Below are 23813 nucleotides of genomic sequence, written 5' to 3'. Positions count from 1 at the left end.
CTCAGGCGCGGCAACATTCGCCGAGCCGCTCGATCATCGCCTGGCAGGCCAGGAGCTCATCGACGAGGATGAATTCGTCGGGCTTGTGGGCGCGGCCGATCTCGCCGGGGCCGCAGATGATCGCGTCGATGCCAGCCCGTTGGAAAAGTCCCGCCTCGGTGCCGTAGCTGACGGCCGGGAGAGACTCGAGACCGGTCAATTCTTCCAGCAGCCGCGCAAGCGGCGCATCGGGGCCGAGCGAAAGTGCCGGATAGGAGCTCAGTTCCTGCCATTCCACTTCGAAGCCGCGTTCCGACAGCGCCTCGGCCGCGTCTCGCATCGGCGCGAGCAGTTCCGCCGGATCGACGCCGGAAATCGCCCGTGCCTCGAACTCGGCCTCGCAGGTGTCCGGGATGATGTTGACCGCCTGGCCGCCCTTCACCGTGCCGATCTGCAGAGAGGAGTAGGGCGGCTCGAAAACATACTCGAAAGGACCCCGGGCCAGTCGGTCGGCTTCGGCGACCGCCCGTGCTAAGACGCTCGCAATGGCATGGATAGCATTCAGTCCCATGTCGGGCCTCGACGAATGGCCGGAACGACCCTTGACCGTAAGTCTGGCGGCGGCCTTGCCCTTGTGGGCGCGGATCGCGTGTAAGCTGCTCGGCTCGCCGATGATTGCGCCTAGCGGCGCCGCGCAGAGTTCCGGCAGGCGCGCGATCATGTGTGGCACGCCGCGGCAGCCCGCCTCCTCGTCATAGGAGAAGGCGAGGTGCAGCGGCCGGCGCAGGTGCATCTCGGCGAGCTTTGGCGCGACGGCGAGGGCGGCGGCCAAGAAACCCTTCATGTCGGTGGCGCCCCGCCCATAGAGTCGGCCCGCCTCTTGACGCAGACGGAAGGGATCGCCCGTCCAGCCGCTTTCGGCCGCCGGAACGACGTCCATGTGACCGGAAAGTATATAGCCCGGCACCTCTTTCGGACCGATCGTGGCGAACAGGTTAGACCGATCGCCCTCCGGGCCGGGAAGCAGGGTGACGGCGATGCCGTGGTTTTGCAGATAGCCGCGGATCCAGGCAACGATGTCACTATTGGGGGTGCTGACGACGGAGGGGAAGCCGACGAGCTTTTCGAGGATTTCCACTGCCTGCATTCTTGTCCTCACAGCATCCCGGTTCGCTGGGGTCGGCGCCGTCGATCATGCCCAGTACTTTAGAAGCCTATCCAGGCTTTACATGCCGAAAGCGCGTCGGATTTGGAGGATTGTGTTGCGTCAGACGGCCTCTCAAGTGAATTGTATCGAGCGCACCGTCCTAGTCTAACGGGTAAAGGTTTTGGCCGCGGGCCGGTTGGAAAGCGGGACGAGACAAGACGCCGGCAGGGACGGGAGGCAAGGAGTGGACACACCGACATCCGAATCCAAAGTCATTGACAGTTTCGAAATGCGCATAGCCGGGATCGAAAGCGCCGATCTCGAGCAACTGCACGCCCTGTCGGTTTCCGTCGGATGGCCGCTTCGCGCCGAGGACTTGCAACTCCTGCGCGAGGTCGGCCGCGGCTATGTGGCGCTTGATGAAATCGGCAGGCTGACAGGTTCGGCCATGTGGTTTCCGCACGGGGATGATTTCGCGACCATAGGCATGGTGATTACTTCGCCGCGGCTGCAGACAAACGGCGCTGGGCGTTGGCTCATGGGCCACGTGCTTTCGGATTGCCAGGGACGCGATCTGAGGCTCAATGCGACGAGGGCCTCCCGCCGCCTCTACCATTCGCTCGGTTTTGAGCCTATACGGACCATATACCAATGCCAGGGCATTGCCCGCCGGCCGACCGACTCTGTTACGCCAACGGAGCAGCCGGTGGTCCGGCGACTGGAAGGGGAGGACCTCGCCGCGGTCGTCGAGCTGGATGCAGGGGCATTCGGTGTTTCGAGGGCGACGCTGATCGGCAAGCTCTTTGCACAATCCATAGGCTACGGCTTGGTTCGCGGCGGTCGGCTGTGCGCTTTCGCACTTTGCCGTCCTTTCGGCAGGGGGCATGTCATTGGCCCGGTCGTGGCAGAAACTGATGCGGACGCCGTCGCAGTGATCCGGCAACATGTCTCCACCCACGAAGGTCATTTTTTGCGGCTCGACACACCAGTCGAGACCGGCACTTTCGCCACATCCCTCTCGCAATCCGGCCTGACCGTCTTCGACACAGTGCTCGCAATGTCCCGGCGGGGCAAATGCGCAGCGGTCGTAGTACCTGGACCGAACCTCTACGGGCTGGCAAGCCACGCGCTGGGCTGACTTGCGGCGATGGTGGGGGCGGAATCTGGCGATTGCTGCAAGCCTGTCTTGCATTAGAAGGGCGGCGCGCGAATACCGAGCTTGGGTGTTCGACCTGGTTGTCCGCCCAAACGAGCTCAGAGATGAAAGCGGTGGTGAGGGACATGACGGGCAGCGTACATCGCTGCGGCGGGGCGTCAATATTCGCTAGGCAGCCCCTAGTGCCCGTGCCTTCAGAGGCGATCTCTACGTATCAGCCGATCGACCATAGGTAATTTACAATCTCCCGCCGGATTGAGTCTCGGTCGCCGTACTTCTCGCAGATGCGGTTGAGCTCTTCGATGACGGCCTCCTGTTCCTCGTCGTCGCAAATCACGTACATGTTGTGCCCCACAGAGTTGATGTGGCACCCAGCCTCGATCACGTTTGCCACGAATGCAGGAATTTCTTCTTCGTTCATCAGGTGCAACAGGGCCGCATTGCTCATGCTGAGGTTCCTTCTGCTTTCGGACCCCTAGTAAGGTTTGGGGCAAGGACAACGCCGGAGAAGTCAGCCAAAATGGCAAGAGAGCAAAGATGCTCATCAGCGATCTCGATCAATGCGACGGCGACCTCATCGTCGGACCAGCCCGCCGCCGTACAATAAGCGGCGAAGGCGCCGAACGCCTCTTTGAGAGCTTCTTGGCATTCATCACTGCTCTGCTCGTATCTAGTCTGGCGAGTGGGAGGGACAATTTTCGGTAAGTCTACCTGCATCATAGTTTCCCCGAGCGGCCTCATTGTTCTTTTGAGCTCCAGCCGAGCCATGTATGTGACCGTGGCGCTGAGGCGGTAACGCCTTGGTTGAAAACAGAATATGCGGCGATTGGTTTCTACCGCAATTGACCTCAGACCATTGGCGGGCCACCTAAGACTTGAGCCCTACAGCGAACGGGTACTCCCCCAGCAGCTTCCTACCTCAACTTAGCTATTTGTAATTTCAAAAAGGGATTACCTACCGCGCCGGGCCGATCACGAGGTCGTAAATGAAGAGGTTCTCGCGGTTCCGAGCCTGATCCAGCCGCAGGCTGACCCCAGAGCGCTACGTCGCTTGGGGCTGGGGCGCGCTCTGTGAGATTCATCGTTCGAAGTTGTCGGTGGGCTAAGGTTCGACTCACATCATGGCGAGGGAAAAGAGTCGACATCCCCGTCTGGGCGGCATGTTGCCGGCTTCCGATCGTCTCGGGTGGTTTTCGGCCTTCCGATCGGAACGTGCAGGCAGCGCCATCGTCTGACATTGCGAGTGTGGCGATCCGACCCCGTTGACGACCTTGGTCGTTGCAGACTTAACGTCATAAACGAGGTCGAAAACTGACTTTCAGCTTAAGAGCATTCGGGCGTGCGCTCGTCTGGGGTTATTCACCACATTTCGTGTCCAGTCACATCGGGGCCGCCCAAGTTTCAAGACGTTGAACACCGCTAGGACGTGCGTATGTGGAAGATCCAAATCGGTCTCGCCGCTGTATCGTCCGGTGGCACGGATGAGACGACCCACAGTTTACCGCGGCGCGCGAGACGGCTAGCGGGCGACCCGCGGATGCTCTTTTCGTGTTATGATGGGCTTGCAGTGCGTAATCACGACCTTCGACAAGATGGCGGAGGCCGAACGCTATTTTTGCTCTGGCGCAGGAAGTTTTGCGTCCCCAGCATAGGCCCAACGCCGAAGCTGGATGTGCTGCCTTTTCCTGACTGATCCGGGGCGAGGAGGTAGTCCATGTCCACGAGTAGTGTCGACCGCCCGCTGCAGCCGGGCGACCAGGCGCCGAATATAGTGCTCGATGCGATATCGCGCGACGGCAAGATCGCGCTCGATGATTTTCGAGGCCGTAACCCGTTGTTGCTCGGTATGTTTCGCGGCCTACATTGTCCGTTCTGCCGGCGCCATGTCGCGGCGATGGCGCAACTTAAGCCGGCTCTGCGTGAGAAAGGCGTCGAATGCCTAGCAGTCGTCATTACGCCAGTCGAGCGGGCGCGGCTCTATTTCCGTTACCACCCGGCGCCCGATCTTCTCACCGCATCCGACCCGGAGCGGGCCTCGCACCGTGCTTTCGGCTTGCGCGAGGTCGGGATGGGCACGGTCATGGCGATACGGGTCCATCTCCCGGGCGAGTTGCCCGAGCCTATGGATGTCATGGCAATGGACGAGTTTCTCAACAAGAAGGAAGGATATGAGATTACGGAAGCCGATCAGCAGGCGATGGCTTCCAGCCAGGGGCAGCTTGTCGGTCAGTTCCTGATCGACCGAGGGGGCATCGTACGCTGGAGCTTCACTGAAGTTCTGGAGGCTGGCCTCAATACGTTCAGGGCACCGATTCCCGAGGAATTGATGTCGGCAGCTTCCCAAGTTACACATTAATAGGCTGCTGAAAACTCGTTCGACGACCACCGTCCTGTGGTGATTCTGTAAATTTAGACGATGCTCAGGCGCGGAGGGTTAAAGTCTGCCCGTGGGATTCATAGCGATTTCCATTCAACGGCCGCGGAGCGACCAGACGCTAGAGTGAGCAGGCCTCGCGCATGGGCGGGGCGACGTCCCCTCCTTGCCGCAATCACGCCGGTCCGACGGGCGCGCCATATGGCAAGTTTCCACACCCTTTCCTGATTTTCCTTGGCGAAGTGGAGGTCAGGATTGGGTCGATTCTTCACCTTCCTCATCGCGCGTAGCGCGTCTAGGACGAGCCGGCTCTAGGCGGCGAGAACCAGCCGGATGTTCATAATTTATCGAGCGGAACTCTGCGCTCTGGCGGCTCAACCACAGACGAGCATGAGCAACGGCTATCGTTTGGATTCAGCATTTAGTTCCGCGAATTGGCAGGGGTATGCAGTAAAGCCCCCGCCTTTTCTGCCGCTGCCCGCAGACGCTTGTCTCTGGTCCACAAGGCCGCTCGCGGATCAAGGAGAATTGAGGCCAGCAAGTGGGCATCCGTGTAGCCAATGCCCATACTGAAAATGGCGTGGCGATCAATCATCATCATGACTTCGTCGTGCGTTGCGACGAACGCTTCACGTTGAGCCGCCAGGAAAGCTATCACGCTACCCCGGTCCCGAAGGCTGCCAAGTGCCAATTCACCAATCACGGCCGGATGGCAGAGGAGATGATCGTCCTCAATAATCCTACGCAACTCCGCATCGCCATGTCGAAAATGATCAATCCAGATGGAGGTATCAGCAAGTATCACTTGGCCGCTGCGCTCCGGCGGCGTGGGGCCGCCCCCGCATCCGGCATAGTTCCCCCGAGCGCGATGAGGCGTTTTCCCGACTCAACACGAACAAGCGTCTCCAACGCTTGGCGGACCAAAGCGGCGGTTTCTTTCGTGCCGGTTAGGAACCTAGCCCTTTCCATGAGCGTGTCGTCGAGGTTGATAGTCGATCGCATCGTTTGGTTTCCTGATTGTGGTACTTACAAATAGCACCAATTGGTGATGAAATCTACGCCTACCCCCCACTCTGATACGCCCGCCGTAGGATGTACAAAGCCGGCAACGCGGGACGTGTTTGTCGCGTGATGAGCGCCACCGTGCGTAAAGCGATTGCGCATCCTAGCCCTCAAAAACTGCAAGGGCCGCGGGTTCGCCCATCAAGGCGCGGCCCGTCACCCCAACTCTCTGCGCACATTGATGATGTGCCGAAGATTGCTAAGCATCCGGCAAAGGCCGCAGTCGAATGGACTTTCGTGAGCGCCACGAACTCCTCACCTTTTATCGGCGTGATTTAAGTCTGAGATTCGGCTCGTTGATTTGGAAGGGCGGATTTGAATGTAAGCCCGTAGGGACCCCCACCTTTCATTTGGCCCGCTGATCGGGGCATTTTCTGCATGAAACATGCGGAGTATCGTATCCATCCGAGCAGGGCCGCGGGATTTTGAGCGCCGCGCGTGGTAATGTCGGTTCATGGAGATCGATGAGGACAGGATCGACGATGCCGTTTTGGCGCTGTTGTGGCTGACGCTGCATAACGAGCGTTGTGCCTGGAAGGGCTTCGACTGGGCAGCGACGGATCGGCTTCACAAGAAGGGCATGATCGGGGACCCGGTCAACAAGTCGAAGTCATTGGTCCTGACCGATGAAGGCTTGGAGCGTTCGCAAGCGTTGTTCCGGGAGCTGTTTACGCGGTCGCCGCAATAGTCGTCCCTTTGTTCGACTTCCATTGCCAAGGCAGCAGTTCGTGCAGGCGGGAGACGGGAAGATCGGCGATGCGGGCGAACACATCGACAAGCCACGCCTTCGGGTCGACGTCGTTGATTGACGCGCCCGAAAAAAGGCAGTCAGAAGAGCGTAGCGCAGTGTCAACACGGGCTCAGTTTGTGGCTCGGAACAGACGGCTTTCGAGGAATGACTGCATGTCTCGCCGCCCATCGGCGACGCAATAGACGATCACGTCCGAGCCCACGACTCGGTAGATCATCCGCCAAGGTTTATGGTGTAGCTCGCGATATTCTGTGATCCCAACGGGCGCGAGTTCTTTGGGCACATTTCCGCGAGCAGGTATGTCCTCAAGGCTCGAAGCTGCAGCTTCGAGTTCACCAAGTATTCGCTCGGCAGTTTCCACCCCCTCGCGGCCGGCGATGAAGCGATAGAGATCCTCGATGTCCTGTTCCGCGTCTTCGGAGAATAGAACTCTGTAAGACATCAGGTCCCGGACACGCGTTGCCGGATTCGTTTGAACGCTTCAGATGTAGGACGGAGCTTGCCCGCTTCGACCTGCTTGTTTGTCAGCGCCAACACCTTCAGGAGGGCGATTGTCTCTTGGGTTTCCTCGTACACCGTGACGTCTTGGAGCACCGCTTTCGCTTCGCCATGGACGGTGAGCACGACGGGCTCCCGATTTTCGGCGAGCGATCGAACGATCTCGGGTGCATGCGCCTTGAGATAGCTGATCGGTTTGACTTGTTGCGAGAGCTTCATAGGTCGGGTCCCCGTTTGGACCAAAATATAGGCCTTTAAATGGTCGAATGCAAATTAGCGGTCCGGCATTAAAGCCCTCTAGAGATTCATCCGCCAAGAACCTGAGCTTTGCCACTCAGTAGCTGTCAGGGCGATTGTCCCAGTTGCGATCTGCTTTGAAAGCTCCGCCCAGATGGGATCTCTGGTGAAACTTCCAAGATCACCGCTCGGCTGCTCCAAGTGCATCTCCGCGTATTTTGAAACAGAATCTGCGGGTCCTCCAAACAGGTAGATCTCCAGGAATCGATAGCCGCCGGCAGGCTTCAAGGCACGATGACCCCAAAGCCCGGGTCGATGGTCTCCCTGGAGCTCGCGACATCGCCACGGGTGAGGGCCATGATCGCGTCAGTATCCAGCCCTTTGCCAGCGGCTGGGCTGCTGTTTTTTGGCGGCATGGACGAGCTCGATGCTTCCATCCGGCGCGCGACGGAAATCAGCCTTGCTCCCAGGCACTATACCCAAGAGGTGGCGCACCACCGTGCCGATCATGGCAGCAATGATGATGGTGGTCAGCAGTAGGGATCTTATGAAGGTGTTCACGGCGTTGCGAGCGATGCTGGCCGTCGGATGGGGAGCCACTGCAGTGATCGCGTTCGCAGCCGTTGCGATGATTGCATTATAACACAGAGCTGAACGCTATCTCTGGAACAGGATGAGCAGTGCGCAGTTACATGCAAGTCGCGTCACGCCTAAAGGGGAGAAAAAATGCGCTTTCTCAGGGATAACGGGCTCTCCATTGTCTTAGTCGCTCTGTGGCTCGCCACAGTTGCGGGAATGCTATTCAGCGGATGGAGCGTTTATGTACGCGAGCTCGCCGATCACCGTTCGGCTCAGATCGGGCTGGCCGCTTACGCAAAATCTGGACACTTCTTCTCATCGCTTTTTGAAAACTGGGAATCGGAGTTCCTGCAAATGTCGGCCTATGTGATGCTCACAGCTTTCCTGTATCAGCGCGGCTCAGCCGAATCGAAGGACCCCGACGAACTGGCGGAACAGGACGAAGGCCCTGAACTGAAGCCGGATGACACGGAAGCTCCGTGGCCGGTACGCGTCGGCGGTTTCGCGAAGTGGTTATATTCCTACTCATTGGGCCTTGCTCTCGGTCTTCTTTTCCTCCTGACCTTCGTCCTCCATCTCCTCTACAGCAGCGAGGCTGCAAATGCCGAAGCCTTGATGCACGGACAGCCAGCGGCCTCGGTTGCCGAGCATCTCGTCAGCGCGCAGTTCTGGTTCGAGTCTTTCCAGAACTGGCAAAGTGAGTTCCTTTCGACAGCCGTTATCGTCGTGTTCTCGATCTTCCTGAGATTCCGGGGCTCACCCGAATCGAAAGCGGTCGCTGCGCCCCACGGGAAAACGGGGTGAGCGACCTTGCAAGATATCAAAGGCGGGCCTCGCAGTTAATCAAACACATGCCCCCGGTGGAGAAGCGCCTTATTTCATCACTTGCTTATATTAAACCGGTGGGCGATCCTGCTGCCGGTGGATCATGGAGGGGAAAATGATTGGCTTCACCGACAAGGAGATAGCGGCTGAGCTAAAGCGCCGTGCTGATGCGATGCAAACGCCAGACCAACGCCAGAGAGCAGCGGCGCGCAGTGCCGAGCTACAACGGATGGATCTCATATGTCTCCACTGTCGCAACCCAATGCCCTCATGGGAAGCAACCGACCCAGAGAACCCGATCTGCGATACCTGCATGGGCTGGTGACACATCGTCGTTGGAGGCGGATATGGAAAACCACTGGGCGTCACTTGAGGCTGAATATCAGGGCAACGACATTGAAGTGATCTCTACTGATCCGCTGCTTGGTCGCCTTCAACTCATGGCCGAGCAAGATGAAGTCGTTGAGGTCATGCTGGATCGCGCGACCGCGGAACAACTCCTATCTGCCCTGGTGCAGTTCCTCGCCCACGGAGAGGGCGACGACGCCACCAGCTTCTCCGCGGCGCAGTAGTAACATTGGTTCAGGCTCCACGGTTCGAACGTGGGACGTTGGTGCCAAAGGCGGATGCCTTACCGCTTGGCTAAGCCTGGTGAGATGGCAACTTGATAATTGCTGGTGCCTCCACCCTGGAGCCGTGGAAGCAGACCGTCGATGAACACGCGCGATGAAGCAAGCAAGGCTCCGGCACAGCCTATTCCGCTCTCGTTCGGTCGAACCCTGGTGATCGCACCTCACCCCGACGACGAGGTGCTAGGTGCAGGCGGAACGATTGCGCGTCTGGCCGCGGAAGGCGAGCGAGTTTTCGTGGCGATCGTGACTGAGGGGCGCCCGCCCGCCTTTTCGGCAGAAAGCGTCGCAAAAGTCCGGTCGGAAGCTAATCAGGCTCATGCGCTGCTTGGGGTGGAGGAAACCTTCTGGCTAGGCTTTGAGGCGGTCGGTCTCGATCTTGCCGGGCATTCGGCCGTCAACAGTTCGCTTTCGGGTTTGGCTCGCTCCCTGTCACCCGAAACTAGCCTTCTCCCGTTTCCAGGCGATATCCATAGAGACCACCAGCTGACTTTCTTGTCGGCGCTTGTGGCGAGCCGACCGCACCAGGAAAGCTTTCCCCTTCGTATCCTGGCCTATGAAACGCTGTCCGAGACCAACTGGAACGCGCCCTACCTGAACGCCCGCCTTCACACCGAACATCTTCGTCGACATTTCGCATCATCTCGACAACCATAATTAACCGGTTCGAAGCCTCTGCGCGTCATTCCAGCGTAACATGGCTGCCCGTGAGCTGAATGTAACCCCAGCGCTGCGTGCCGGCAGGCAAAAGCCGTCAAAAAAGTTAGGCGTGCAACTGCTCAGGCCGGTCCTTTTGCCGGAGTGGATCGCTATATCGGATACTGAAAATCTTACGCATCGAGCCATGGGGGATTGGACGCCGACAACGCGGTACAGGGCGAGGTCCGCAACGCCTCTCGAACCTTGTCGGCAGCGGACTGATGCAACCACGAGAGAAGGTAGTCGATGTTTACGCGACCGTTCAGATCTCTGGCCTGAGGTTTTGCAACTCCTAAAGGCATTTGCGCGAGAGGATCCAAACTGCGTCCGAGGAAAAAACGGGAAACCCAGCGACCGGACAACCGAAGTAAGACTAAGACCTTTGCGGCGAGCATTGGGACTGAAGTCCCATAGCGGAACCATTAGCGCCACCATACCTCTCTTAGAAGCTCCGCACGCCGGAGCGACAATCGATGAATTTCTAGCCTCGCATGCTTTCAAATGCAGACAACCGGGGCCAGAATCGACCCTGACCATGGCCCCTTGACTACCTCACCGGCTCCTCAGGGAGCCGTTTTTTTGGCTGGTGCGAGTTTGACTGTGGGTCTCAGTCAGGGGCAAAGGCAGTTCGTTGCCCACCGCGCTAAGTGCGTTTTGCGTACGAAAAGCCGTGGAGACACTATGATCACGCGTCGGATGATCCTGACAGCATTCTGGCCGGCAGTCTGCATCCTCGCCATCTCTTTGCCCTACAGCCTCGAAATGTCCAGCGCCGGGCTTGCGGTCGTCAAGACGGGCGCCTTCGCTGGCAATGGTAATGGAGGCGGGGGCGGAAATGGCGGGAGTGGTGGCGGCAGCGGAGGTGGGAATGCTGGCGGCAACAGCGGTGGGAATTCGAAGTCCAACAGCTCCGGTCGTGGGAACGCAAAGGCAAATGGGCAGGATGTCGGCGTTCGCCACCAAGGCGGCATTACCGAAGAGATTGTGAATGGCCGCTACATCATGAAGGATGGCCGCGGACGCACCATCATCAACCGCCGCGCGACGGCAAACGATAGAAAACGGATAGATTCATTCTTGCATTAGGTGAGAATAGGCGCACGGGGCCGGTTGCGCTTGCTTCGGCTACGGCTGTGCGATTGTCCTTTGAGTACGATCTTTTGCACTGTCTGGGGGATCACGTGTCTGTGTCGGGAGATCCCGCCCGTCCGGTGGTGATAGAACTTCCAGTGGCGGAAAGTGGATCGCTGGCGGGAAAGGAGTTCTTCAATCCTTCGTCGAGCTGCTCTTCCAACGTACCGGTGTCCTTGGCGCTACGAGCACTCCGCAATGATTCAACGGCAGGCGAGCCGATAACGTCAGGTTCATCGGCCCTGTCGCTCTCGACGTCACCGAATGTGGCCACTTGCACCATCAGGGCCTTCGCCTTTGCCACGGCGGCATCGACGCCTAGATCGTCCGGCGAGCTTTCCAGACGGACAGAAATCACGTCGCCGCCTTCTGCGACCCATTCGACTGTCATTATGCCGCCTGGATCAGATAAAACCTGTTGCCCGACAATGTTCATTGTGGCTGCCTCCATTTAGGACCAAGACTAGAACCCGTTTGAGCGTCAGTTGTTCCGAGCTTCCGATGGATCGGCGGTTTCAACGGGGTCCTGCAGCACGAGGATCTTTTTGGCCCAACGCAATGGCAGTCAAGCTCCCTAGCCATCCGGCCTGCAACCGTCTCCGCAGACCGAGAGCTGTAAACGGTGCGGGAGGGCCGCCTGCAAGCGCCACCGTCGTCATCGTAGGCCTTGATCGTCCTGCCTTGTCGGAACCCCAAATCAATAGACGAGTTTATTGCGTATACATCACGTGAGGATTGCCCAATGACCGATCGTCTGACTATGCAGGACCCCCGAATGCAATACCCCTCGCCACCCTTCGAACCGCAACCGCAACCCGCGCCAGGTCTCGTTGGCGAAATGCATCCCAAACCTGATCATGGCGAAGAAACGTACCAAGGGGCAAATCGGCTGAAGGGGCGGAAGGCCCTCATCACCGGCGGTGATTCAGGTATCGGACGCGCCGTAGCGATTGCGTTTGCGCGTGAGGGGGCAGACGTCGCCATTTCCTATCTGCCGGAGGAGGAGCCGGACGCACGAGAAGTCATAGATTTGATCGAAGCGGAGGGGAGGAAGGCCCTGGGTTTGCCCGGCGACGTGAAGAATGAAGATTGGTGTCGGGAGCTGGTTTCGCAAACGCTGCGGGAGCTTGATGGGATTGACATCCTGGTGATCAATGCGGCTCGCCAACAGTTTCGCAAAGACGTGTCGCTTGTAACGTCAGAGGATTTCGACGCTACGCTGAAGACCAATCTCTACGCATTGCACTGGATTGCTCAGGCCGCCGAGCCTTACCTACCCCCCGGCGCCTCGGTGATCACCACAGCATCCATTCAAGCCTATCAACCCTCTCCAATTCTGCTCGACTACGCCACAACCAAAGCGGGGATCGTCGCGTATACCAAGGCGCTTGCAAAGCAATTGATCGGAAAAGGTGTTCGGGCCAACGTCGTGGCTCCAGGACCGTTCTGGACAGTTTTGCAGCCGAGTGGCGGACAGCCTGACGAGAAGGTGAAGAATTTCGGAAAGGATAGCGATTTCGGCCGGCCCGGCCAGCCGGTGGAACTGGCCCCCATCTACGTGTTTCTCGCCTCGCAGGAAGCAAGCTTCGTTAACGGCGAGGTTTACGGTGCGACCGGTGGCAAAGGCGTAGACTGATGCCTCGACGGCCTTCGCTGCTTCGGACCGGCTTTGGAGCGGGCCTTGCGGACATGACCAGCGCAGGGCGGAAAACAATCTGTGAGCGATGTCGATGACTGAAGACAGACTATCGACCTACAGGAACAAGCGCGATTTCCGGCAAACGCAGGAGCCGAGCGGCAAGGCACATGTCGCATCTTCGAACCGCCGGCGCTTCGTCATCCAGAAGCACGATGCCACGCGACTGCACTACGACCTGAGGCTGGAGCTGGACGGTGTCTTCAAATCCTGGGCTGTTACCAAAGGGCCTTCCCTCGACCCACATGACAAGCGGCTCGCCGTCGAGGTCGAGGACCACCCGCTCGATTATGGCGACTTCGAAGGGACGATCCCGAAGGGCCACTATGGCGGGGGGACGGTCATGTTGTGGGACCGAGGCTATTGGGAATTCGAGGGGGAAAAGTCTCCAGAGGCGGCGCTGAAGAGAGGAGACTTCAAGTTCTCGCTGGACGGAAACCGGTTTCACGGCAGTTTCGTGCTGGTCCGCATGCGCAACGACCGGGCTGGCGGGAAACGATCAAACTGGCTGCTGATCAAGCACCACGACGATTTTTCCGTCGCGAAAGACGGCGCCAAAGTGCTGGAGCAGCATACGACTTCCGTGGCTTCCGGCCGAAAGATGGACGACATAGCGAATGGCAAAGGCCGCAAGCCGAGCGCCTTCATGCAGACAAAGGGCGCGGTCGAGGCGGATGCGGTCTGGGATAGCAAGCAAGGTTTAGCGTGGGTAGAACCGAAGAAGTCGCGAAAGCGGCTGGCAAAGTTGCAGGACGGAACTCTGCCGGATTTCATCGCGCCGCAGCTTTGCGAAACGGTCCAACGTCCACCGGCCGCTGACAACTGGTTGCACGAAATCAAGTTCGACGGCTATCGAATCCAATTGCGCGTCGTTGACGGCATGGCAACGCTAAAAACCCGAAAAGGGCTTGATTGGACTGGCAAATACAGGGAGATCGCTGAAGCCGCATCCGCATTGCCGGATTGTATCATCGACGGCGAAGTCTGCGCGCTCGATGAAAACGGCGCTCCGGATTTTGCCGCACTCCAGGCGGCACTATCTGAAGGAAGGACCGGCAATCTCGTCTATTTTGCCTTTGACCTCCTGTTCCGTCACGGCGAAGATTTGCGAGCCGATCCGCTCGCCGAACGCAAGGACCGCCTGCAGGTGGTACTCGGCGAAGCCGGAAACAATCCTCGACTTCGTTTTGTCGAGCATTTTGAGACAAGTGGAGATGCGGTGCTTCGATCCGCGTGCAAGCTGTCCCTGGAGGGCATCGTCTCCAAACGCGCCAACGCTCCCTATCAGTCGGGCCGGACCGACACCTGGGTCAAATCCAAGTGTCGCGCTGGCCACGAAGTGGTGATCGGTGGCTATGCGAAGACCGATGGTCGGTTCAGGTCCCTCTTGGTTGGCGTCTACCGAAGCACCCATCTCGTTTACGTCGGTCGTGTCGGCACGGGGTTTGGTGCGAAGAAAGTTGCAAGCTTGCTTGCCAAGCTGAAACAGGCGGAAGTCAAAAAATCACCCTTCACGGGCATTGGCGCACCGAAGAAGGGAAGCGAGATTGTCTGGGTAAAGCCGGAACTTGTTGCCGAGATTGAGTTCGCAGGATGGACGGCGGATGGGCTTGTTCGGCAGGCTGCCTTTAAGGGGCTTCGCGATGACAAGCCGGCCATCGAAGTGAAGGCCGACAAGCCAGCGTCGCCCGCAAAAACGCCGACACCGGAAGCGACGCGAACGTTCAAGTCAACCTTGTCCCGCAAAGGGCAAAAAGCAGAGATCATGGGTGTCCTGATATCCAGCCCCGACAAACCCCTCTGGCCGGACGCCGGCGACGGTGAACCCGTCACCAAGGAAGATCTTGCTCGTTACTACGAGGCCGTCGGGACCTGGCTCATCGATCACATCCGGGGGAGGCCCTGCTCCATCATCCGTGCGCCTGACGGAATTGCCGGTCAGCAGTTCTTCCAGCGCCACGCGCTACCCGGTACTTCGAACCTTCTCGAACTTGTGACAGTCTTTGGAGACAAGAAGCCATACTTGCAAGTTGATCGTGTAGAGGGCCTCGCCGCGATCGCGCAAATCGGCGGCATCGAACTCCATCCCTGGAATTGCAAGCCCGGTCGTCCCGAAATTCCCGGACGCTTGGTGTTTGATCTCGACCCCGGACCCAATGTGCCATTCTCCGCGGTTGTTACTGCGGCAAGGGAAATGCGCGACCGGCTCGATGATCTCGGCCTTGTCAGCTTCTGCAAGACGACAGGTGGCAAGGGGCTTCATGTTGTCACGCCGCTTGCGGTTGGAAATCGCAAGCGGCTCTCATGGACAGAGGCCAAGGGGTTTGCCCACGACGTGTGCCGGGAAATGGCTGAGGACAATCCGGATCTATATCTGATCAAGATGACGAAGAGCCTGCGGGAGGGGCGTATTTTCCTCGACTATCTGCGCAACGATCGAATGGCTACGGCAGTCGCCCCACTGTCACCGCGAGCCCGGCCCGGTGCGACGGTATCGATGCCTCTCACGTGGACACAGGTGAAGTCCGATCTCGACCCGAAGCGTTTCACCGTGCGCACGGTGCCGGCGCTGCTTGCGAAAACCATCGCGTGGAAAGATTACTGCGACAGCGAGCGGCCCCTCGAGCAGGTAATAAAGCGTCTTGCAAAGGCCAAGCAGGCAGCGTGATCTGTCATGAACAAGAAAGACGATGCCAAGCCGTCAGAAGGCGCCCGCATTGGCGCAACCACCGACCTGCCGCACGATCGCGTAACCGTCGAACGGTTTCGCGAAGCGTTTCCGCGGGCGCGGTGGAGCGACCGACTGAATGCCTGGTTCGTGCCAGGCCGCACGGCTGAGCGACGGATCGGACGCTGGCGTGCGGAGTTGGAGGCGCAAGAAGACATTTTTGCCGACGAGAAGGGCAGGGACGCGTTCGTATTCGAGCCGATCGAAAGCCGATATCTTAACGCAGGCGCCACGGCATTGGAGATCCGCACACCCTACTCACGGTCTATCGTCAACGAGATCCGCGAGATACCTTATGCGCGATGGGATGCGGATCGCCGCCTTTGGACCGTACCCTATCGTTCGCTCTTTGAACTTCGTCAACGCTGGGCGGACATTGAAGCCGAGGCCGAGCGCAGCGAACCTGAAGCAAGGAAAGCGCGTAGAGACGCGTTGAAAGGTACGGAAGAGGAAGAGGACTCGAAGGCAAGGGCGAGGGAAAGGCGTCGCAAGCGCTACCCGATATCCTTGGGTCACAGCCCGCCCTTTGAGCGCGCGATCGCCACGCATGTTGGAGTGGTCTTCTTCACCGGGACCAACGGTGAGCTTGCGGATGCCGGAACCGTCAGCGATTTCTATTTTCCGGCTCCGGATGACGACTTGTTTGTCTGGGCTACGTGGCGGCGGGGCTCACTGGAGGAGCTTGTAAGAACCTGGCCCGAAAGAACGCCACCCACATCGGCCGACCTTAAGCGCGGGTGGTGGTTTCCGATGCTTGATGAGTTGCGACAGGCGCGCCGCGAAGCCCGGTCAAAGACGAAAGCCGGAAGGCGCAATAGCGAGAAGAGCCAATCCGGTGGATGACCAGCAACGGGCAGTGGAGCGATTTCGCCGGCTGTCACCTCTCGAACCATGTGAACTCGAGGGCCTCTGGATGGGCCGGGGAATTCCGACTGGTCATCCCTTCGACGGCGTGCTGGAGAACCTTGGCTGGTTCGGCAAACGGTTTAATTCAGACCTGCGGGCAGACGCATTGCTCTTTCGCGCTGGAGGTCGAAGGCTTCGGGCCATCGATCCGAAATGGGTATCGCTGAACCTTGCGCTTCGCTTTCATAAGTTCGGAAGAACGCGGCTTGCCCGCACGCTTTTTTCCTGGGTCCAGCGCGGTTTTCAAGCCAAAGGCCCTGTCGCCTCGCTTAAGACGATGACGTTTGAGGGCGCGGCAAGTGCGGCCCTCATCTATGACGATCAGCCGATCATCGACCATTTTCGCAGGATCGATCAAAACGCAATCATGGGACTGATGGCCATACGAAATGACGATCGCTTGTTTGCCTTTGAGCTGGAGCGAATGACCTAAAAGGTGCCTCGGTTCGCCGGCTGTGGCGGAGCGTTGCGCGGTGGTTATTTTCGCCCGCGGCTTTCCGCTGCGACCGACTTTTTGAGAGCATCCATTATGTTGATGACGTTGTTCGGCGTTGCTTGCGAACTCGATGATCCGGGCTTTGCCTTGGCGGGTCTCTTCATGGCCTTCTTTTTGGCAGCAATAATATCGACCAGACGTTCCTGCACCGGGTCGGCCACCATTTTGGGGTTCCAGTCCTTTGTCAGCTTCTTTATCAGTCGCTGCACGAGCGGCATCATCTCGGAGTCCGCCTTCACCTCGCTGGCTGCGGTAAAATAGGCGGCTTCACCACGAACCTCGTCGCCGTAGCGCAGCGTCCACAGAACAATGCCCTTGCCACGAGGCTCAAGCATGACGGCACGTTCGCGGCGCGAGATGACCAGCCGTGAAATGCCGACCATTTTCTGGGCCTCCATCGCGTCGCGAATGACGCAGAAAGCCTCCTCGCCGACCGGTTCATTCGGAGACAGGTAGTACGGGGTATCGAGCCAGATCCATTCGATACTGTCTCGCGGGGTGAACGTCGAAATATCGATGGTCCTGGTGCTGTCCAATGCGACGGTCTCGAGCTCCTCATCCTCGAGGAGGACGTATTCGTCTTCCCCGCGCTGGTATCCTTTGACCTCGTCTTCTTCCTTGACCTCTTTTCCGGTTACCGCGTCGACGAAGCGGCTCTCAACGCGATTTTGGGTTTCGCGATTAAGCGTATGAAAGCGAACCTTCTCGCTTTCTGATATCGCCGGTATCATCAGGACCGGGCAGGTTACCAGTGAGAGCTTCAGATAGCCTTTCCAGTAGGGGCGAACAGCCATGTCTCAATCTCCTGTCAGCTGGCCTGGCGCGACGGCGCCGCCGGCTTCGACTTGGCAGAGGGTTTTTCCGCCTTTTGTCGGGAGGCGCTTGTGTTGGCATTGGCGGCTTTTCGTTTGGACTTCGACTTGCTCGCACTGAGGCCGGCACTCTCGCGAAGCGCCTTGAGCAGATCGCCCGGCTTGGATGCGATGGGCGCCTTCTTCTTCGGCAGAGAACGCCCCTCGATTTTCGCTTTCACCAGTTCAGCGACGGCCGCCTCGTAACGGTCGTCGAAAGCACCGGCATCGAAACTGCCCTTCTTGGTGCGAATGATGTGCTCTGCAAGTTCGAGCATCTCGCCCTCGATCTTCAGGTCGGGAAGGCCGGCGAAGGCTTCCTCCGACGATCGCACTTCGTAGTCGAAATTCAGGGTCGCAGCGATCAGCCCCTTACCATGTGCCCGTATCAGGACGGTTCGCATCCGACGGAAAAGCACGGTTTTGGCGATCGCCGCGACCTTCGCCTTGGACATCCCATCGCGAAGGAGCGCGAAAGCTTCGCCCCCCGTCTTGTCGGGGGCAAGGTAATAGGGCTTGTCGAAGTAAGTGGTGTCGACTTGTGAGCAAGGAATAAACGCCTCGATCTTCAGGGTCTTGTCGCTGTCGGGGACCGCAGCGGCAATCTCCTCGGGTTCAAGCACTACATATCGCCCGTCATCCACCTCATAACCCTTCACCTGGTCGTCGGCGTTGACCGGACGTCCGGTCTCGCTGTCGATAAACTCGCGCTTGACTCGATTTCCGGTTTTTCGGTTGATCGTGTTGAAGCTGATGCGTTCCGACGATGAAACGGCCGTATAAAGCGCGACCGGGCAGGTCACTTCCCCGAACTTGATATAGCCTTTCCAGTTCGCTCTTGGGGCAACCATGACACCAATCCTCCAGATCCGAATAAGGCTCAACCCTGTCAGCGGACAAACGTTCCACGCCTCTTCACGTCGACCTGGTCTGCGTCTTACTGGATGCGGTTAAGGGCTGGATTGGAACTATAGGAGCTGCTCTGTAACCGAGTGGGGTCTTTGTGGTTCCGTGAGGAACAGGAGCGGCGAGGGCATTTCCGAACTCGCCCGATGCTCACCAAAGAAGCAAGCGCAGCGCGGAACCGCTCGGAGTTCCGGTCGTTGTAGCTTCATGGCCGGCACACTCGAAACCCATGAACGGAAACTGGTCGCAATTCTGCGCGCTTCCGCCAGATTGCATTTTGTTGACGACGACAAGGCAGACGCCGAAGTCGAGCGGGTGCTGCGCTTAACAATCAGAGAAGCCGAAGCCGGCCGCTCCCGACTCGATAAGAAACGGTGGCTTCTCCGCATGATGCACGTGCCATCGTGAGCTGAATTCGCGATCAATGTCGCTGCCTGGGTTCGGCATCTTCCTGGTCAGTCGAATAGCAAATTCGTGGTGATAGGAAGGCATTTCATTCGTGCATGCTTTCCCTAACGCGCCTGCACGACAACCCCGAAAGAAAGGTCAAATGTTCCGGCTGCCACAGCTCGCGCGAGCGATCATGCCGAGTGAACGCGCGGGAGGAAGCCTACAACCAACGCAGCGACTTCGTCGAGATGGGTTCCGAGCAGCTGGATGTCCCACCATACGTTCGGGTCGTCGAATGGCCTCCGATTGGGGGATCGAAATCGTGTAGGTAGAGGACAAACCGGTCGACTTTCATCGCGTCAATGAAGACCTCGAGCCAGGTGGCCTAGCCGTCAACGCTGTAGTCGACATCTTCCGGAATGCGCTGTAGCCGGCGCCTGGAAATTCCGGCGCGAGCAGCCTCCAGCGGTCTGCAAGACGCGGCATGAGGTTGCGAAATTCGTAGGAGGAGCAGGATATCCGTGCGGAAGCAAAACCACAGGGGCGTCCGCCCGTCCCGCTTCACGAAAAGTGTCGATGCCGGCGACCGAGACGCGATGATGTCGAACACGGTTGTCCATCGAAAATCCTCAAGAATCGTGCCTCCAGAGGGGTAGGAAACGAAACAATGCAACGCAGTTGTCGGTTCCCCAAAGCTCGCACCGCCTGGCTACCTGTTCTGATCGAGCAGCGCCTTCCGGGCACTAACGCAGTGGGCTCCAGGGTTGGGAAATTGTCGACGGGAACAAATGGATGCTCAGCCTGTTCGGCGCGTAATGCGACGATTGCGAGAGGAGAACGCTGATGACCAAGGCTGAAACGACTCGAGATCATGACGAGATTCGACATTGGGCAGAGGCACGCAACGGGCGGCCAACCCGAGTGAAGGGCGCCGATGATGGTGGGATTTTACGGATTGATTTCGGCGAACGGGATGATCACCTGGAGCCGATTTCATGGGAGGAGTTTTTTCGGATATTCGACCACAACCGATTGTTTTTCCTGCACCAGGACAAAATCGCCGATGGCAGCCTGAGCCGGTTCAACAAGTTTGTTGATCGCGCCTAGGACAAAATATGAGGCGGGCTTTTGAAGGGCCTGGCCGCGCAGGCGTCTGCCCAACCGCTAAGAGGGTCCGAGATTCTGCCGGACTGAGAGGGCTACTTGGGGATTGAAAGGGATCTCGCTGGCCGATGAGGTCGCACGAGGACGAGACTGACGTGCGATTGTGATCGCGCAGTTGTTAGCAATAAAAAATCGGCCCCGAGCGGGGCCGAAATCGAGTTCTAAGGGCTGGCTAATAAACGCTTTTGAAGCCCTCCCGGTTCCCGTCAAGGCCTGTAGCGGAGACGCTCTTTCTCGATCTCTTCGGGAGTGTAGGGATCGAGCTTTTCGTCGAAGCGTGTCCAGCCTTGCTCGAGGTAAGCCGCGCGGCGTTGTTCGGGATCTACCCAGCTGCCCCGGCGTAGGATGGCCTGGGCGTCCGCGTAGAGGCTCTCGTCAACCCGGGCGGTGACAACGGCTCCGCCGCGGCGCACGCCCTCCGCATAGACATGGGCATGCTCTTCGGGGACGCCGGATTCGGTCATCGCGCCGATCAGTCCCCCCGCAGCGCCACCGGCGACTGCGCCGGCTGCTGCACCGGCTGCCGTCGCGGCAAGCCAGCCCGCCGCCACCACAGGTCCGACACCGGGAATGGCCATGACGCCAAGCCCGGTCAAGAGACCCCCGATGCCACCAACTGCAGCACCTAGGCCTGCGCCTGTACCTGCGCCCTCGGCAGCATTGCTGTCGTTGGAGTACCGGTCACCGACATTGTTGGAAACGATACTGATATCGTCAGACGGCACGCCGCGATCTTCCAGCGCGCTCACCGCCGCGTGTGCATCGGAGTAATCGTCAAAAAGTCCACTAACGGTTTTCATGGGGGTTCCTCGCTGCTGGGATTAGTTGGCGACCACGTTGCCCTGGTAGTCGAGTGCGATCTGGACAGACTTTCCGTCCTTCATGGCGCTGCCTCGCCAGACGCCCTCGCTATCGAGTTTGAGACCAGCAACGTCGGTGTAACCGGCTTCAACGATGCGTTTCTTGGCCTGTTCTTCGGTGAAGCTATTTGCCCCGGCGACCGGGGCGGTGGGATTGGTGGAGTCCGGCGTCGCGACGGCCGGTGTGTCACCGTTCGTAGTGGCCGGAGGCGTCGAAGTCTGCGCGAGCGCGCCAAAGGTCGTTGCGCCGAGGAATACCGCGGCGAGCAGCAGTTTTTTCATGATGTCTACATCCTTGTTTTCAGCCCGTGGAAGGCACTACTGGTCAAACTTTGCTCGAGTTTTTTGGTTCCCGAGTTTTTTGCCATTCACGCAGTGATTTCGACTTCTCGAAAAATACGTGTCACCTCCTCGAATTCGGGGTAGGGAGGTTCCGAAATTGGCGTTGCGACGGGTGGCAACAGACGCCTCGAAGCCGCGCCGGCCTACATGGCATCCATGCCCTTAATCGCATTCTCGAGATGCGACTTGCATTTTTCCACGTCATTTGCAGTCATGGCTTCTTTCGCCATGGCCAGTTCCTTGGTGGATTCGATTTTCTTTGCGCCGTCGGAGATTTGCCCGATCTGCTGTTCGGCCTTGGCAACCGAGGCTTCGTCACAGATGACATTCGTCTGTGCAAGGGCAGGTGCAGTGAACGCCGCGATGGCGACGAGGGTAGCGACAGATTTCAAGATCATGGTTGTTTCTCCAATGGCCGGCAAAACACCGGCTTCCACGCTGACTGAACGGGACAACAACGGATCTGTTCCCTCAAACCGGCGCCCGAAATCGAAGTTTTTTCAAGGAACTTTCAGGTATTTGGCGCGTTTGAGGCGCGCGTATTCTGCGCTCTTATAATCGCTTGCCCGGTGGACGCGCCGCCAGCGCACTGACGAAACCAACCCATCGTCTGCCTGGCGACGGGTAGGCCGTTTCTTTTTTGACGGTAGAAGCCATGTTCATGTTGCCACCGCATGGCCACATTCCATGATGCAGCTCTGCGCTCGGGTCATGAGTCCAGGTGCTCTGGCATTTCTTTCAGCTGATCCTTCGTCCAGGTGGTGATGGCGTGAACGTCGCCGTCATCGTCACGCATGAAGTCGAGATCCGCCAATGGCACCGCGACCGGTTTCGCGCCAATCCCGAGGAAGCCGCCAACATCAATAATCGCAGTGCTGTTGGCGCCGACGCCGTGAAGGTGATCCACCGTTCCGACCTTGTCATCGTCTGCGCCGTAAACGGTCGCGCCTTCGAGGTTTGCTGGTATCAGTTCCGAAGGATCAAGGCGCACGTGATTGGTATGGTCCATCTCTTTAGTCTCCGGTTATGTCGGACTGAAAGAACCGGCTCAGCGGTAAACGGTTCCATTGATGAAGCAGCTTTCTGTTGGCCTTGGCCTGAGAGAAGCCTCCTCTGCTGCGATAAGTCACAAGACGATTGCGAAGGTGACCCGCGTCCAAGGCGAGGTCGCGCAACCTCAGCGAAACGCAAAAAGTTCGCTGTCCGGATCCTGGTGCCCCAATATTGCTGACGACACGATCTCCGCGGCGATTTGGCTGTAGGTGATGCCGTTTCCGCCATATCCCATCACAGCATAAACGTTGTTGAGTCCTGGAACCGGACCGATTATCGGCAGCCCGTCGGCGGTCACGCCGAAGGCCGCTGCCCATTGATAGGCGGGCTCGGCGATCGGTATTTTCAGGAGCGCCGACAGCTTCGCCCGCAAGGTCTTGGATTTGGACTTGAGTTTGACGGGGTCCTGAAATGCTGTGGGGCTTTCTTCGTCCTCACCTCCGACCATGAGGCGGCCATCAGCAGTCGAGCGAAAATAGAGGTAGGGATCCGATCCCTCCCATAGCACATAATCCTTGAGCCAACGGGGCCTCGGATGATGCGGCCTGGTTGCAAGCGCCCAGGTGGAGAAGATCCGATGCTCTTGGTTGGCCGCGACATCGAGGAACTCGTAGCCCGTGCAAAAGACGACATGCCTGGCCTGTATGATTTCTCCTTTTGATGTCGCGGCGGCGTTCCAGTCATCGAGGCTGCGAACGTCGGTGATCTCAGTATCTCCTACGATCGCCACACCGTCTGCCTGCACCTTGCGCCACACGCCGGCGGTTAATTGTGCGGGGTTTGCCGACGCGGAGATGGTGGACTCGATCGCAGCGGTCCGCTTCAGTCCAAACTTTTCGCGCAGTTGCGCGGCATTGAAAAACACTGCTGAAATGCCAGCCTTTTCGCGTGCTTCCGCCTCTGTGGCGAGCGCTCTTGCACCATAGGCATTTCCAGCGAGGTAGAGCGAATTCTTCCGCTCGAGATGGCAGTCGATCCCAAGATTATCGACAAGCGAAGTTAGCGTTTCCACGGCCTTGGCGGAGCGCTGCCAAGCGCGCCGAGCTTTTGCTTGCCCAAGCCTCGCCGTGAGCCTATGCAACGGCATGTCGATCTCATGCTGGATCATCGCGGTGCTGGCCAGAGTGCTACCTTGCACCGGTTGCCGTCGATCAACGACGAGGATTGTCATGTTTCGTTTGGCAAGGGACAGGGCCATCAGCGCCCCTCCAATGCCGGCGCCGACAATCAGCACGTCGACGACGTTGGCGGGGATGCGCTGTTGAGCCGCGACCTGGATCTTCCGAGTGGTTGCCCATAATGGCTGGAAGGACCGCAGTTTGCGCTTGCGCGTAATTGTCTCCAATTCGTACTC

General features: G+C 58.6%; 27 protein-coding genes, 1 tRNA gene and 5 pseudogenes. 13 read left to right on the top strand and 20 right to left on the bottom strand.

The annotated features are described in order from the left end of the window. Position 1 precedes the first annotated feature (1 nt). Complete coding sequence (gene argE, locus IB265_RS32290) at positions 2 to 1126, bottom strand: acetylornithine deacetylase (RefSeq protein ID WP_057249996.1); 1125 nt, start codon at positions 1124 to 1126, stop codon at positions 2 to 4. A gap of 244 nt (positions 1127 to 1370) precedes the next feature. On the opposite strand from argE, the gene IB265_RS32285 reads away from it, so the two are divergent. After that, a complete protein-coding gene (locus tag IB265_RS32285; protein ID WP_057249998.1) occupies positions 1371 to 2264 on the top strand; it encodes a GNAT family N-acetyltransferase in 894 nt (297 codons plus the stop codon). Positions 2265 to 2496: 232 nt separating this feature from the next. Here the strand turns inward: IB265_RS32285 and IB265_RS32280 are convergent, their stop codons facing one another. Together IB265_RS32280 and IB265_RS32275 are read right to left on the bottom strand one after the other, a co-directional pair. Further along, positions 2497 to 2730: a hypothetical protein gene (locus IB265_RS32280; RefSeq protein ID WP_057250000.1), complete on the bottom strand. Its 234-nt coding sequence runs from the start codon at positions 2728 to 2730 to the stop codon at positions 2497 to 2499. Then, a complete protein-coding gene (locus IB265_RS32275) occupies positions 2727 to 2999 on the bottom strand; it encodes a hypothetical protein (RefSeq protein WP_113133077.1) in 273 nt (90 codons plus the stop codon). Before IB265_RS32275 ends, IB265_RS32280 begins: the two co-directional genes overlap by 4 nt. A gap of 997 nt (positions 3000 to 3996) precedes the next feature. On the opposite strand from IB265_RS32275, the gene IB265_RS32270 reads away from it, so the two are divergent. Further along, on the top strand, positions 3997 to 4638 hold the full coding sequence (locus tag IB265_RS32270; RefSeq protein ID WP_057250003.1) for a peroxiredoxin-like family protein: 642 nt from the start codon (positions 3997 to 3999) through the stop codon (positions 4636 to 4638). A 439-nt stretch (positions 4639 to 5077) separates the two neighbouring features. On the opposite strand, the gene IB265_RS32265 is transcribed toward IB265_RS32270, so the two are convergent. Both IB265_RS32265 and IB265_RS32260 read right to left on the bottom strand, forming a co-directional pair. Then, positions 5078 to 5461, bottom strand: coding sequence for a type II toxin-antitoxin system VapC family toxin (locus IB265_RS32265; protein ID WP_057250005.1), 384 nt, complete (start codon positions 5459 to 5461; stop codon positions 5078 to 5080). Next, positions 5458 to 5658 carry a type II toxin-antitoxin system VapB family antitoxin gene (locus IB265_RS32260; protein WP_057250007.1) on the bottom strand — a complete coding sequence of 67 codons (201 nt, stop codon included), beginning with the start codon at positions 5656 to 5658 and terminating at the stop codon, positions 5458 to 5460. Before IB265_RS32260 ends, IB265_RS32265 begins: the two co-directional genes overlap by 4 nt. Before the next feature lie 514 nt (positions 5659 to 6172). Between IB265_RS32260 and IB265_RS32255 the strand changes: the two genes are divergently transcribed. Continuing rightward, positions 6173 to 6406, top strand: a complete 234-nt coding sequence (locus tag IB265_RS32255) for a DUF6429 family protein (RefSeq protein WP_112995767.1) — start codon at positions 6173 to 6175, stop codon at positions 6404 to 6406. On the opposite strand, the pseudogene IB265_RS32250 reads toward IB265_RS32255, so the two are convergent. The 5 genes and pseudogenes from IB265_RS32250 to IB265_RS37090 form a co-directional block, all read right to left on the bottom strand. Beyond that, a pseudogene (locus tag IB265_RS32250) lies at positions 6387 to 6524 on the bottom strand (transposase domain-containing protein); the annotation flags it as partial. The gene IB265_RS32255 and the pseudogene IB265_RS32250 overlap by 20 nt on opposite strands. Positions 6525 to 6578: 54 nt before the next feature. Next, complete coding sequence (locus tag IB265_RS32245; protein WP_057250011.1) at positions 6579 to 6911, bottom strand: type II toxin-antitoxin system RelE/ParE family toxin; 333 nt, start codon at positions 6909 to 6911, stop codon at positions 6579 to 6581. Further along, positions 6911 to 7186, bottom strand: coding sequence for a type II toxin-antitoxin system Phd/YefM family antitoxin (locus IB265_RS32240; protein WP_057250013.1), 276 nt, complete (start codon positions 7184 to 7186; stop codon positions 6911 to 6913). The genes IB265_RS32245 and IB265_RS32240 overlap by 1 nt, the downstream gene beginning before the upstream one ends. A 78-nt stretch (positions 7187 to 7264) precedes the next feature. Beyond that, a pseudogene (locus tag IB265_RS37645) lies at positions 7265 to 7537 on the bottom strand (hypothetical protein); the annotation flags it as partial. After that, positions 7489 to 7738 (bottom strand): annotated as a pseudogene (locus IB265_RS37090) (AbrB family transcriptional regulator). The pseudogenes IB265_RS37645 and IB265_RS37090, both read right to left, overlap by 49 nt. 192 nt (positions 7739 to 7930) lie before the next feature. Here IB265_RS37090 and IB265_RS32230 point away from each other — a divergent pair. Continuing rightward, positions 7931 to 8587: a DUF6766 family protein gene (locus tag IB265_RS32230; RefSeq protein WP_057250017.1), complete on the top strand. Its 657-nt coding sequence runs from the start codon at positions 7931 to 7933 to the stop codon at positions 8585 to 8587. Positions 8588 to 8955: 368 nt separating this feature from the next. Next, the gene (locus IB265_RS32225; protein ID WP_057250019.1) at positions 8956 to 9180 is read left to right on the top strand and encodes a hypothetical protein; all 225 of its coding nucleotides are present in this window, start codon (positions 8956 to 8958) and stop codon (positions 9178 to 9180) included. Positions 9181 to 9186: 6 nt separating this feature from the next. On the opposite strand, the gene IB265_RS32220 is transcribed toward IB265_RS32225, so the two are convergent. Beyond that, positions 9187 to 9260 (bottom strand) — tRNA-OTHER (locus IB265_RS32220). Between the two features lie 61 nt (positions 9261 to 9321). On the opposite strand from IB265_RS32220, the pseudogene IB265_RS32215 reads away from it, so the two are divergent. Further along, a pseudogene (locus IB265_RS32215) lies at positions 9322 to 9886 on the top strand (PIG-L deacetylase family protein); the annotation flags it as partial. Positions 9887 to 10617: 731 nt separating this feature from the next. After that, positions 10618 to 11022 (top strand): hypothetical protein, encoded by a 405-nt coding sequence (locus IB265_RS32210; RefSeq protein ID WP_057250023.1) that lies wholly within the window; start codon positions 10618 to 10620, stop codon positions 11020 to 11022. A 91-nt stretch (positions 11023 to 11113) separates the two neighbouring features. Here IB265_RS32210 and IB265_RS32205 read toward each other — a convergent pair whose 3' ends face one another. After that, the gene (locus IB265_RS32205) at positions 11114 to 11503 is read right to left on the bottom strand and encodes a hypothetical protein (protein WP_057250025.1); all 390 of its coding nucleotides are present in this window, start codon (positions 11501 to 11503) and stop codon (positions 11114 to 11116) included. Positions 11504 to 11809: 306 nt separating this feature from the next. Here IB265_RS32205 and IB265_RS32200 point away from each other — a divergent pair, with 306 nt between their 5' ends. The 4 genes from IB265_RS32200 to IB265_RS32185 all read left to right on the top strand — a co-directional run bounded on the left by IB265_RS32200 (position 11810) and on the right by IB265_RS32185 (position 16830). Further along, entirely contained in the window at positions 11810 to 12703 is an 894-nt protein-coding gene (locus tag IB265_RS32200; protein ID WP_057250028.1) for an SDR family oxidoreductase, read from the top strand. Between the two features lie 94 nt (positions 12704 to 12797). Continuing rightward, complete coding sequence (ligD, locus tag IB265_RS32195; RefSeq protein ID WP_192495785.1) at positions 12798 to 15431, top strand: DNA ligase D; 2634 nt, start codon at positions 12798 to 12800, stop codon at positions 15429 to 15431. Between the two features lie 6 nt (positions 15432 to 15437). After that, positions 15438 to 16334 carry a hypothetical protein gene (locus IB265_RS32190; RefSeq protein WP_057250029.1) on the top strand — a complete coding sequence of 299 codons (897 nt, stop codon included), beginning with the start codon at positions 15438 to 15440 and terminating at the stop codon, positions 16332 to 16334. Next, positions 16327 to 16830, top strand: coding sequence for a DUF4334 domain-containing protein (locus tag IB265_RS32185; protein WP_309140548.1), 504 nt, complete (start codon positions 16327 to 16329; stop codon positions 16828 to 16830). Before IB265_RS32190 ends, IB265_RS32185 begins: the two co-directional genes overlap by 8 nt. 44 nt (positions 16831 to 16874) lie before the next feature. Here IB265_RS32185 and IB265_RS32180 read toward each other — a convergent pair whose 3' ends face one another. Continuing rightward, complete coding sequence (locus IB265_RS32180) at positions 16875 to 17687, bottom strand: Ku protein (RefSeq protein WP_192495783.1); 813 nt, start codon at positions 17685 to 17687, stop codon at positions 16875 to 16877. 14 nt (positions 17688 to 17701) lie between these two features. Continuing rightward, positions 17702 to 18595 carry a Ku protein gene (locus IB265_RS32175; RefSeq protein WP_112995772.1) on the bottom strand — a complete coding sequence of 298 codons (894 nt, stop codon included), beginning with the start codon at positions 18593 to 18595 and terminating at the stop codon, positions 17702 to 17704. 262 nt (positions 18596 to 18857) lie between these two features. On the opposite strand from IB265_RS32175, the gene IB265_RS32170 reads away from it, so the two are divergent. Then, positions 18858 to 19058 (top strand): hypothetical protein, encoded by a 201-nt coding sequence (locus IB265_RS32170; protein ID WP_192495782.1) that lies wholly within the window; start codon positions 18858 to 18860, stop codon positions 19056 to 19058. Positions 19059 to 19323: 265 nt separating this feature from the next. On the opposite strand, the pseudogene IB265_RS37080 reads toward IB265_RS32170, so the two are convergent. Further along, positions 19324 to 19660 (bottom strand): annotated as a pseudogene (locus IB265_RS37080) (alpha/beta fold hydrolase); the annotation flags it as partial. A 223-nt stretch (positions 19661 to 19883) separates the two neighbouring features. On the opposite strand from IB265_RS37080, the gene IB265_RS32165 reads away from it, so the two are divergent. Next, positions 19884 to 20147 carry a hypothetical protein gene (locus IB265_RS32165; RefSeq protein WP_057250038.1) on the top strand — a complete coding sequence of 88 codons (264 nt, stop codon included), beginning with the start codon at positions 19884 to 19886 and terminating at the stop codon, positions 20145 to 20147. Between the two features lie 263 nt (positions 20148 to 20410). Here IB265_RS32165 and IB265_RS32160 read toward each other — a convergent pair whose 3' ends face one another. From IB265_RS32160 to IB265_RS32140, 5 genes are all read right to left on the bottom strand, one after another. Next, entirely contained in the window at positions 20411 to 21004 is a 594-nt protein-coding gene (locus IB265_RS32160) for a general stress protein (protein WP_057250040.1), read from the bottom strand. Positions 21005 to 21025: 21 nt separating this feature from the next. After that, positions 21026 to 21346, bottom strand: coding sequence for a PepSY domain-containing protein (locus IB265_RS32155; RefSeq protein ID WP_057250042.1), 321 nt, complete (start codon positions 21344 to 21346; stop codon positions 21026 to 21028). 203 nt (positions 21347 to 21549) lie between these two features. Continuing rightward, entirely contained in the window at positions 21550 to 21804 is a 255-nt protein-coding gene (locus IB265_RS32150; protein ID WP_057250045.1) for a hypothetical protein, read from the bottom strand. A gap of 311 nt (positions 21805 to 22115) precedes the next feature. Beyond that, positions 22116 to 22415 carry a PRC-barrel domain-containing protein gene (locus tag IB265_RS32145; protein WP_057250048.1) on the bottom strand — a complete coding sequence of 100 codons (300 nt, stop codon included), beginning with the start codon at positions 22413 to 22415 and terminating at the stop codon, positions 22116 to 22118. 168 nt (positions 22416 to 22583) lie between these two features. Then, positions 22584 to 23804 (bottom strand): FAD-binding oxidoreductase, encoded by a 1221-nt coding sequence (locus IB265_RS32140; RefSeq protein ID WP_057250050.1) that lies wholly within the window; start codon positions 23802 to 23804, stop codon positions 22584 to 22586. Positions 23805 to 23813 lie beyond the last annotated feature (9 nt).

Origin of the sequence: Ensifer sp. ENS10 (genome assembly GCF_014852025.1) — a bacterium.
Classification (GTDB): domain Bacteria; phylum Pseudomonadota; class Alphaproteobacteria; order Rhizobiales; family Rhizobiaceae; genus Ensifer.
Note: the sequence above shows the minus strand (reverse complement) of the source record. Positions and strands in the feature narration are given on the sequence as shown.

Coding starts and splice junctions, on each gene's coding strand:
- argE (WP_057249996.1), bottom strand. CDS start 1,126: ATGCAGGCAGTGGAAATCCTCGAAAAGCTCGTCGGCTTCCCCTCCGTC.
- IB265_RS32280 (WP_057250000.1), bottom strand. CDS start 2,730: ATGAGCAATGCGGCCCTGTTGCACCTGATGAACGAAGAAGAAATTCCT.
- IB265_RS32275 (WP_113133077.1), bottom strand. CDS start 2,999: ATGCAGGTAGACTTACCGAAAATTGTCCCTCCCACTCGCCAGACTAGA.
- IB265_RS32270 (WP_057250003.1), top strand. CDS start 3,997: ATGTCCACGAGTAGTGTCGACCGCCCGCTGCAGCCGGGCGACCAGGCG.
- IB265_RS32260 (WP_057250007.1), bottom strand. CDS start 5,658: ATGCGATCGACTATCAACCTCGACGACACGCTCATGGAAAGGGCTAGG.
- IB265_RS32255 (WP_112995767.1), top strand. CDS start 6,173: ATGGAGATCGATGAGGACAGGATCGACGATGCCGTTTTGGCGCTGTTG.
- IB265_RS32245 (WP_057250011.1), bottom strand. CDS start 6,911: ATGTCTTACAGAGTTCTATTCTCCGAAGACGCGGAACAGGACATCGAG.
- IB265_RS32240 (WP_057250013.1), bottom strand. CDS start 7,186: ATGAAGCTCTCGCAACAAGTCAAACCGATCAGCTATCTCAAGGCGCAT.
- IB265_RS32230 (WP_057250017.1), top strand. CDS start 7,931: ATGCGCTTTCTCAGGGATAACGGGCTCTCCATTGTCTTAGTCGCTCTG.
- IB265_RS32225 (WP_057250019.1), top strand. CDS start 8,956: ATGGAAAACCACTGGGCGTCACTTGAGGCTGAATATCAGGGCAACGAC.
- IB265_RS32210 (WP_057250023.1), top strand. CDS start 10,618: ATGATCACGCGTCGGATGATCCTGACAGCATTCTGGCCGGCAGTCTGC.
- IB265_RS32205 (WP_057250025.1), bottom strand. CDS start 11,503: ATGAACATTGTCGGGCAACAGGTTTTATCTGATCCAGGCGGCATAATG.
- IB265_RS32200 (WP_057250028.1), top strand. CDS start 11,810: ATGACCGATCGTCTGACTATGCAGGACCCCCGAATGCAATACCCCTCG.
- ligD (WP_192495785.1), top strand. CDS start 12,798: ATGACTGAAGACAGACTATCGACCTACAGGAACAAGCGCGATTTCCGG.
- IB265_RS32190 (WP_057250029.1), top strand. CDS start 15,438: ATGAACAAGAAAGACGATGCCAAGCCGTCAGAAGGCGCCCGCATTGGC.
- IB265_RS32180 (WP_192495783.1), bottom strand. CDS start 17,687: ATGGCTGTTCGCCCCTACTGGAAAGGCTATCTGAAGCTCTCACTGGTA.
- IB265_RS32175 (WP_112995772.1), bottom strand. CDS start 18,595: ATGGTTGCCCCAAGAGCGAACTGGAAAGGCTATATCAAGTTCGGGGAA.
- IB265_RS32170 (WP_192495782.1), top strand. CDS start 18,858: ATGGCCGGCACACTCGAAACCCATGAACGGAAACTGGTCGCAATTCTG.
- IB265_RS32165 (WP_057250038.1), top strand. CDS start 19,884: ATGACCAAGGCTGAAACGACTCGAGATCATGACGAGATTCGACATTGG.
- IB265_RS32160 (WP_057250040.1), bottom strand. CDS start 21,004: ATGAAAACCGTTAGTGGACTTTTTGACGATTACTCCGATGCACACGCG.
- IB265_RS32155 (WP_057250042.1), bottom strand. CDS start 21,346: ATGAAAAAACTGCTGCTCGCCGCGGTATTCCTCGGCGCAACGACCTTT.
- IB265_RS32150 (WP_057250045.1), bottom strand. CDS start 21,804: ATGATCTTGAAATCTGTCGCTACCCTCGTCGCCATCGCGGCGTTCACT.
- IB265_RS32145 (WP_057250048.1), bottom strand. CDS start 22,415: ATGGACCATACCAATCACGTGCGCCTTGATCCTTCGGAACTGATACCA.